The organism is Photorhabdus stackebrandtii (genome assembly GCF_011189495.1).
Taxonomy (GTDB): domain Bacteria; phylum Pseudomonadota; class Gammaproteobacteria; order Enterobacterales; family Enterobacteriaceae; genus Photorhabdus; species Photorhabdus khanii.
On record NZ_PUJV01000159.1, the window covers coordinates 1 to 691 of the forward strand.

1 protein-coding gene is annotated in these 691 nt (G+C 52.7%); it reads right to left on the reverse strand.

Annotated elements, in window-relative coordinates; genetic code table 11:
• Positions 1–691 (reverse strand): type VI secretion system tip protein TssI/VgrG (tssI, locus tag C5470_RS22130; protein WP_166291938.1); only part of this gene is annotated, 691 nt, incomplete at both ends.

Here is a 691-nt window from a genome sequence, read left to right on the forward strand (position 1 = left end):
CGGATTGACATCTGGGTTTTTGCTATCGGTAACGGGTTCGGCACAATATTGCTGGCATGATAGGTGCGCCCAATAATAATCGGCTGGTCCGGGTCACCATGCAAAAAATCCACCAGCACTTCCTGACCGACGCGCGGAATGGCAATCATGCCCCAGCGCTTGCCGGCCCAAGCCTGGCTGACTCTAATCCAGCAGGAGCTGTTATCATTAAATTTGCCATATTCGTCCCAGGCAAATTGCACCCGTACCCGCCCATATTCATCACAAAAGATTTCTTCCCCTTCCGGACCAACCACCGTCGCAATTTGCAGACCATCAATGCGCGGTTTCGGGTAAGGTGAAGGACGCCATACCCGGTAACAGTCACCAAAGGTGAAGCTGTTGGTCAGGCTCGTCCCCCTCTCACCAAAACGGGATCCATCCGCCTGCGGTTGTCTGCCGTGGTGACTGATTTCAATCACTTGCCAGAAAGTATTAAATTTCTCTTTCGGGTGATCGGTAAGTGTAAAACCCGAAGCAGCCGAAAGGACAAAACAGTTACTTTGCCCGTGACCGAGCATCGCGTCACGGCGGAGGGCTTCCAGACGATATTGACTGATCCGCTGTCCCGTCCCGTCTTTATAGCGCCCGGGAAAATCGTAGTAACGGTAGCTGTGCAGATCTGAGCGTTGATGGTGAAGCTGACGTTCAT